The 7778-nt window shown below is 42.5% G+C and carries 7 protein-coding genes and 1 pseudogene; 5 read left to right on the plus strand and 3 right to left on the minus strand.

Going from position 1 to position 7778, the window contains the following annotated elements:
• A pseudogene (locus tag F6J94_RS26190) lies at positions 1 to 1526 on the plus strand (protein kinase); the annotation flags it as partial.
• On the opposite strand, the gene F6J94_RS26195 reads toward F6J94_RS26190, so the two are convergent.
• From F6J94_RS26195 to F6J94_RS26205, 3 genes are all read right to left on the minus strand, one after another.
• On the minus strand, positions 1519 to 2439 hold the full coding sequence (locus F6J94_RS26195) for a pyridoxamine 5'-phosphate oxidase family protein (RefSeq protein ID WP_293045561.1): 921 nt from the start codon (positions 2437 to 2439) through the stop codon (positions 1519 to 1521). The pseudogene F6J94_RS26190 and the gene F6J94_RS26195 sit on opposite strands and share 8 nt — an antisense overlap.
• Positions 2440 to 2823: 384 nt before the next feature.
• Entirely contained in the window at positions 2824 to 3624 is an 801-nt protein-coding gene (locus F6J94_RS26200) for an ABC transporter permease (protein ID WP_293045573.1), read from the minus strand.
• 211 nt (positions 3625 to 3835) lie between these two features.
• Entirely contained in the window at positions 3836 to 4864 is a 1029-nt protein-coding gene (locus F6J94_RS26205) for an ABC transporter ATP-binding protein (RefSeq protein ID WP_293045564.1), read from the minus strand.
• 139 nt (positions 4865 to 5003) lie between these two features.
• Here F6J94_RS26205 and F6J94_RS26210 point away from each other — a divergent pair, with 139 nt between their 5' ends.
• The 4 genes from F6J94_RS26210 to F6J94_RS26225 all read left to right on the plus strand — a co-directional run bounded on the left by F6J94_RS26210 (position 5004) and on the right by F6J94_RS26225 (position 7633).
• A complete protein-coding gene (locus tag F6J94_RS26210) occupies positions 5004 to 5648 on the plus strand; it encodes a DUF1565 domain-containing protein (protein ID WP_293045567.1) in 645 nt (214 codons plus the stop codon).
• Positions 5629 to 5976 (plus strand): hypothetical protein, encoded by a 348-nt coding sequence (locus tag F6J94_RS26215; protein ID WP_293045570.1) that lies wholly within the window; start codon positions 5629 to 5631, stop codon positions 5974 to 5976. Before F6J94_RS26210 ends, F6J94_RS26215 begins: the two co-directional genes overlap by 20 nt.
• A gap of 77 nt (positions 5977 to 6053) precedes the next feature.
• Positions 6054 to 6488: an S-layer homology domain-containing protein gene (locus F6J94_RS26220; RefSeq protein WP_293020240.1), complete on the plus strand. Its 435-nt coding sequence runs from the start codon at positions 6054 to 6056 to the stop codon at positions 6486 to 6488.
• A 332-nt stretch (positions 6489 to 6820) separates the two neighbouring features.
• Complete coding sequence (locus F6J94_RS26225; protein WP_293020242.1) at positions 6821 to 7633, plus strand: hypothetical protein; 813 nt, start codon at positions 6821 to 6823, stop codon at positions 7631 to 7633.
• The last annotated feature ends 145 nt before the right edge of the window (positions 7634 to 7778 follow it).

A 7778-nucleotide genomic window follows, 5' to 3' on the forward strand; every position in this document is an offset into this window, starting at 1 on the left:
TAAACCAAAATCAATTAAGTAAACCCGCATTTTGTAATCTAACAAAACATTTTCTGGTTTACTTAATTGATTTTGGTTTAGCTAAAATTGCCTATGGTTCAATTTATGGAAGTACTACGATGGCTGGCACAGCTGGATTTATGCCACCAGAAAAATTATATAATCAACCCCTCAATAAAGCATCAGATATTTATAGTTTAGGAGTGACACTTATTTGTTTGGTTACGGGAATTAAAACGGCTGAAATTAGTAATTTAATTGATTTAAGCAATCATCGTCTAAAATTCAGGCATTTAGCTTCAGGTTATAGCAAAGAATTTCTTGACTACCTAGACAAGATGGTAGAACCTGACCCTAAAAAGCGTCTTGCCAATCTAGAACGTATTTTTAAATCGGTTCCATCCCCACAGCCAATTCAAAGAAAAGTACTAGCGGAGTTTAGTAACAATCTCAAAGTAAAGAACCTGAATAAACGACTAAGTTATGCTATAGTTACTGTAATCACTTTAGGGTTAGGTCTTACCTATGGATTAAACCAAATTGAGCAACTAGTAGTAAGTAAAATCCAACAGCATTTGATAAATGGAGACTATGAAAAATGTATTAACTTAGCTCAAGACGTTCCGGAGTTTTTGAGCATCAATGAAAAATCGATATGCCTCTTAAATGACTGTTCTGTAGCACAACTAAATAAAGCAACTAAACTAGTAGATAACTCTCGACTTATATATAAAGCAATTACTGAAGCAAAAAAAATACCTGCTGAGAGTAATAGTTACGAAGAAGCACAAACGTTAATTACTCAATGGAAAGAATGGCAAAGTGATCAAAATTTAATTAAAAAAGCTCAACAAGACCTAAAGAAACGTAAATGGCAACAAGCCAAAGCAATGGCAGCACAGGTTAAGGCTGAACGTTTCCAGCACCAAGCAATCCAAATTATTAAAACTGCTGAAACAAAACTAAAATATGCTGAATTAGAAAGACTAGCTGCTGAATTAGAAATACAAGGAGAAAAGCTGATCATCAAGGCAAATCACTATGCTAATCAGCGACAGTATAGTCAAGCAATATCCATCGCAAAACGGATTCATAACGCTACGCCATCTTATCAAGAAGCACAACGATTAATTGCTGAATGGCAAAACGAAATACCTCAAGTTTTTATAAATTATTGGTCATCCCCAAAAGTTAATGGCGCTCGCTTCGTTGTCGAGAAACTAGAAAAGTGGAAAAATGGCCAATTAAAAATTTATTTTAAAGCTTATAATTACACTAATAAAGATAGCAGATTTTCCGATTTTATCGCCGTTGATAATTTAGGAAATACTTATAGAGGTTATTCAGGCTCTAGTTGGGATGGAACAGTGATGCCTTCTAGGATACCAACTAAAGGTTCTATCACCTTAAAACAACCACTAGATCCTAATGCCTCAGTGATTACACTTAGTTTTCGTCGTGTTTATACTTATAATCCACTAATTAGACTAATCACTCTCAAAACAAAAGGAATCAGAGTTAAGTAGTAAGACTCTCCTTCTTAACAGCAGGATTAGCGGGAGAATACTCTCCAAAGCGCCAGCGTATAGGGCTAGCATTAGTTGTCTCTAAGACCTGCTCAATATGAAACTCCACTAACCGTTGCGCTCCTGGAACGGTAGTGAATTGTGACTGATCCCAAATCACCTCGGCTGTTCCGGTCAGTTGTAAGGTATTGCCTCGCTCAAAATCGATGAACAGCAGACCAGCACGGGGATTCACTGTCAGGTTACCTAGGGTTTGAAACATATTATTGCCAGCATAATCGGGAAACACTAGCTGATGATCACTGATCACCTGGATAAATCCCGGATATCCACCCCGATGAGAGGCATCTGCGCCAGTTTCTGGATTGAAACTGGCAATGAAAAAGGTATCAGATTGGGTAATCCAGTCTTGCTCGGTTGTGGTCAAAGCCTCAAAGCTGCGAATTTCAGGCTGCGTTGACTCAGGGATATCAGTCTCTAGATGACGCAGCTGGATGTATTTGGGACAGTTGAAAAATACCTCAGTGGTCTGCATCACAATCTGCCCTTTGCCTTCTACTCTACCCAAGCCATTCATCCGCAAGCGTTTACGGGTAGTTAGGTCAATCACCAGAAGTCCCAGTACTCCATTTTTCACCAAGTTTTCGTACAAGGGATCCCCATCGATAGGGATACAGTTAATCTCGACAGTTTGATTATCTAAAACTTGGACAAAACCAGGTTTACCAGTCAGCAGTGATGCCCAAACCAAGCCATTGGTATCCACACTACTAGCGATCGCTAATTGTTGGGTTGTCAGGAGCATCTGAGCAGCAGTTTTGATCACGGGAGTAATCATCGAGCTGAGTTTCTCAGCTTCTTCGGTTACCCCAGCCCGAGTTTGAACAGCAATCTCTCCAGTGTGAAAGCTCATAATCTACTCCTTTGGGGATAGTGAGACAGAAAACAGCAGTTTTCTTATACACAGAATTTCTGTATATGTCTGTATCTAAAATATAAAACTGTCCAGATTTGGGCTAAAGAAGACTATCACCCAGCACCGGACAGGATACAACCAGTCAGGGGTGTTAGATCAATAGCTACATATCCCTGAACTTTCTATAATCTCAGACTACTAGGAAGACAAGAGCAAAATGTCTCAGTTTTTGTCTCAGTTTTTTCTGGTGTTGTTTAACTGACAATGACTAGCCTCAGTTCGATGTCATAAATTGCTGTAAAAAATTGTCAGGTTTTGAGGAAAGCATTCAGCTATCAGCTATCAGCTATCAGTTATCAGATATCAGCATATGCTTACATACTAAGAACGCTGAAATCTCAATGCATCAATAGACTGAGCAGTTAGAAAAATACCGATAAAGATGTAACTCAAAAACAGAATTATACTACTAGTATCCAAAACACCCTGAATCAGATTTTTATAATTTTCCAGCAACGATAAATGACCTAAGGCTTCCCCAAGGGGTCCACTAACATTTTTAGCAATCAAATCAATCACCCAAAGTCCTAAAACTAGCGCAAAGGTGAGGATTGCTGACAAAATTGAGCTATCAGTTAGGGAAGAAATGAACATCCCCAGAGAAAGCACCGATGCTGCCAGTAAAATTAATCCGACGTGGGCTAGTAACGGTAGCACAGGTTGAACCGGGGGGTCTGTAGCACTAAATGCGATCGCTTCATAGGCAAGTAAGGGTAGCACCATAAAGCTATAAAATGTCACCACTCCCAAGAGTTTACCCACGGCTACAGCCCAATTCGTTAGTGGAGAAGTGGCCAAAAGTTCCAAAGTCCTGCGCTTGCGTTCCTCAGCATAGAGTCCCATGGACAGAATTGGCAACACAAATAACGACAGTGAACCCATCACTTCCAAGAATTGACGCAAAAATACATAGGCAACATCCACTGGTGGTATCGGTAAACCCAATTGTTCTGCCGTTGCAACTTGGTTAATAATCCCCTCTTGATCCAAAAGAATTTCTACAAAAAAGGAGCCAGACAGCCACCAAAATACACCGGCGATAACATAAGCGAATGGTGAAGCAAAATAGCCCTGTAATTCTTTCCTAAAAATTGCTAATATATTCCAAATTATAATCATTATTTATTTTATTAAAAAGGGTGATTTTTGGGGTTTAAGGTTTAAAATTGAAGGTTTAAGGTTTAAGGTTTAAGGTTAGTTAGTTTAAGGTTTAAGGTTAACTCTTAGTTAGTTTGAAGGTTGAATGTTAGTTAGGTAAGGATTAGTTATTCAGGATTAGTTATTTTAAGGTTACTTAGTTAAAGGTTTTCAAAATAACTTTCATCCTTCATCGTTAATCCTTCATCGTTAATCCTTCATCAGACTCCTGAGACTCCTGTAAATCAGACTCCTCTAAATCAGGATCGGGTTGAGGCAGTGGTTTTTCGGTGGTAGTTAGTTTCAAAAAGACATCTTCCAGGGTAGCGCGAGTCCGTCGCATTTCGTATATGCCTACACCAGCTCCCACAGTCACAGCTGCAATATCCCGTGCGGGTTCTGCTCCTGGTGCTGATACGATGTGGAATAAAGAGCGTCCGCCAGGTAAATTTTGATCATTAACCAGTTCCACCAGGCAAACTCCTGGTATAACTTGTAATAATTTCTGTAACTCCTGTGCATCACCATCTATTTCTAACTCATAACCTGATCCCCCGGTTAACTCCGCCAGTAACTTGTCTGGACTATCTGTTGCTACAATTTTGCCTTCATTGATAATGGCTACCCGGCTACAGGTCATACTCACTTCTGGTAGAATGTGGGTTGAGAGGATAATAGTATGGTCACCAGCAAGGCTCTTAATTAAGTTACGGACATCAATGATTTGCCGAGGATCAAGACCAACTGTAGGTTCATCTAGAATAATGGCCGGTGGGTCATGTACAATTGCCTGAGCGATACCCACCCGTTGACGGAAGCCCTTAGAAAGCTTGCGGATCAGTAGCTTGGCCTTGCTCGTTATGTTACAGCGCTCCATGGCAGTTTTGACCTTAGTAGTGCGATCGCCTGTAGCCACACCTTTAATACGGGCAACAAAGTGCAAAAATCCTTCAACGGTCATGTCCGGATACAGTGGCGGAAATTCCGGTAAATAACCAATTCGGCGTCGTACTGCCATAGAATTTTCATGAACATCATAATTAGCAATTCGGGCAGTACCATGGGTTGCTGGTAAATAGCCTGCCAAAATTCGCATGGTAGTGGTTTTCCCTGCACCATTCGGTCCAAGGAACCCTAGGATTTCTCCTGGTTCAACCCTGAAAGTAACATTCTCTATCGCTGGGGTGGTGCCATAGATTTTGCTTAGATGCTCTACTTCTATCATATTTTTAAGTATTACGTGTTAAGTATTAGCTGTTAAGTATTAGGTATTAAATCTTAAGTATTAAATCTTAAGTGTTAAATCTTACGTGTTAAATCTTACGTGTTAAGTATTATGTGTTAATTGCCATTTACTGACTAATATGGTTAAATCTACTATTTACGTTAACCCAGTCACTGGTAAGGATAGCGATACTGGTGATAGTGTTCCGTTTAAAACCTTGACTAAGGCACTTTCTATTGCCACTGCTGGAACTACCATTCACTTAGCAGCTGGTACCTATAATGCTGCTAGGGTCGAAGTTTTTCCCCTCGTTATTCCTAAGGGAGTGATGGTTCTTGGCAATGAACCGACCAAGGGTAAGAATATTGTGATTTCCGGCAGTGGGAACTATGTCAGCCCGACGTTTAATCGTCAAAATATTACCATCCGTTTAGATTCCAAGGCTCAATTAAGAGGAGTAACGGTTACTAATCAGGAAAAATTGGGGACAGCGGTCTGGATTGAATCTACCTCACCGATTATTGCCAATAATACCTTTACTCGCTGTGGTCGTGAAGGGATATTTGTTACTGGCACAGCCAAACCCATGATTCTGGATAATGTATTGTACGCTAACGCTTCCAGTGGCATCTTTCTGGTGCGTAATGCCAAAGGGGAAGTGCGAGGCAATGTTTGTCAAAAGACTGGTTATGGGATTGCCATCAGCGACTTGCCCCCAGCAAAATCTGACCAGAGTTCAAGGTCTGGTATCCCTAGTCAAGGGTTTGGGGTTAACAGGTGGTGAGTCTAGGGAACTCGGGTTTTATCGCGATCGCGTTCAGATTCCCAGCTATGCTACCCAAGCGGTAGCCACAGCAACTCAAAGACGAATGGTAGTAAATTATCCCGAACCCCATCAGCTCAATCCCATGAGGCCGATTACCCGTGCTGAGGTGGTAGCATTGATTTACCAGGCATTGGTAGCAACAGGCTCTGCAGATGCGATTGGCCGTAGGCCACGCGGGGCGCGTTCGCATCTCCTTATATTGTTAACCCTAACCCTTACATTACCTCCTTCAGGGATATACCTGGACACTGGGCAGAAGATTTTATTCGCCGCCTCGGTAGTCTAAACCTGATTAGTGGCTTTGTAGATGGCAGCTTTCAACCAGATGCCCCTCTAACTCGGGCTGAGTACGCTGCCCTACTGGTGAAAGTGTTTGACCCCAATCCGATCCGTCCAGCTACCCAATTTATTGATGTCCCCCTGAATTTCTGGGCATTACCAGCTATCAACCAATCCTATCGTGGTGGCTTTCTCTCGGGATACCCCGACCAAACCTTCCATCCTCAGCAGACCTTGCGGCGTGTTGATTTGATTGCCTCTCTAGTCAATGGGCTGTCTTTAGCCAAAACTGTAGACAAGTCAGTGAAAGAGTCTTCTGACATTTCCAAAATTTACGAAGATTGGAAGGATATTCCTGCTTATGCTACCGAAGCAGTTGCGTACGCTACCATCGCCAAAATTGTCGTTAACCACCCCAACCCGACCCTGTTGCATCCCAAGCGGGAAGCAAAGCGAGCTGATGCGATTGGCCGTAGGCCACGCGGGGCGCGTTCGCATTTATCTATCAGGCCTTGGTGAAAACAGGACGTGTCACTGAGTTCAACTCACCGTATAGTGTTGTCATGAGTCCTGAGTCCTGATTTCAGTGACCAACCAACTCACTACCAAAACTAGTTGCAGGTTGTAGGTTACAGGTTGCAGGTTGCAGGTTGCAGGTTACAGGTTACAGGTTGCAGGTTGCAGGTTACAGGTTGCAGGTTGCAGGTTGCAGGTTGTAGGTTGCAGGTTGCAGGATATAGGTTATATTACCAAGCGACGTTGCCAGAAGCCGCTGTGGCTCCATAATTTGCCACATGTGCGACCTTTCCACCTGGAATCGTACCACCTTCCCACCTTGAACCCTTTTACCCATGACCAATGACTCAGATTTAGCCATTGCCTATGCCCTTGCCTTGCTCAGTCACTATGGGTTTGAGCTCAGGGGTTACACTGTAGAAGAATTAGTCAATCTATGGCTTGAGAACTATCCTGCCAATTGGGTGCGTCTAGCGGTGATTGAGGCACTTTATCAAGGGCGTTACAAAGCGATATCTGTAGAGCAAATTTTGGCAGTCTGGTTACGACGAGGACAGCCTATATATCGCTTTAATCATGAGTTTGAGCGGATGGTTTGTCGTAAATTTCCCCAAAATTTAACCGCTCCGGTCGATAGTAGATCCACAACCGAGAGCTTAGAACTAAGTTTACAGTGGGTAGACAATGTTGCTGAAACCTCTCTAGGTACTAGTTCCGATGAAATTACACCAGAGCAAGGGATGCTTGAGTCAAAGACACTCCAAGCACCACCAACAGGCCAACAGGAAACTTCCCCCCCAGCCAATACCATATCATCCAAAATACCTGAAAAATCAGTCAAGCCCAGAGAAAGCTTCCCAAAGCCTCTGAGCAAAGCCCGTGCTAGTCCTAGCTACAATGTAGATTGGTCAAGTTATGAGCTTAACAAGAAGCCAATTCACCAATTTCATCCACCACCAGACTCTTCAGATGTCTACCTTAAGCTGAAGGCAGTTGTCCAGCACCAAGACTCTGGTACAGTCACAGCTACCGTAGTCGATAAGCAGGTCAGTGATTCAGCTTCGAGTGCCTTGGAAGATCAGGAGGTCGAAAGTAGCTCAGAGGTAGAGAGTCCTTACCAGGCCACTGTTAACCTGGATCAAAGTTAACCATCCCACGATTAATCCCCGTGGGATTATTGGCCGTAGGCCACGCTACGCGAACGGATCTAATCATACCAAATCCTCCCTGATCCCCCTATGGCATACCCCATTGTGATTCAATTATTTTTTATAAACTTTCATCAAACTATCA

It is taken from the genome of Moorena sp. SIO1F2 (assembly GCF_010672755.1).
GTDB lineage: Bacteria > Cyanobacteriota > Cyanobacteriia > Cyanobacteriales > Coleofasciculaceae > Moorena.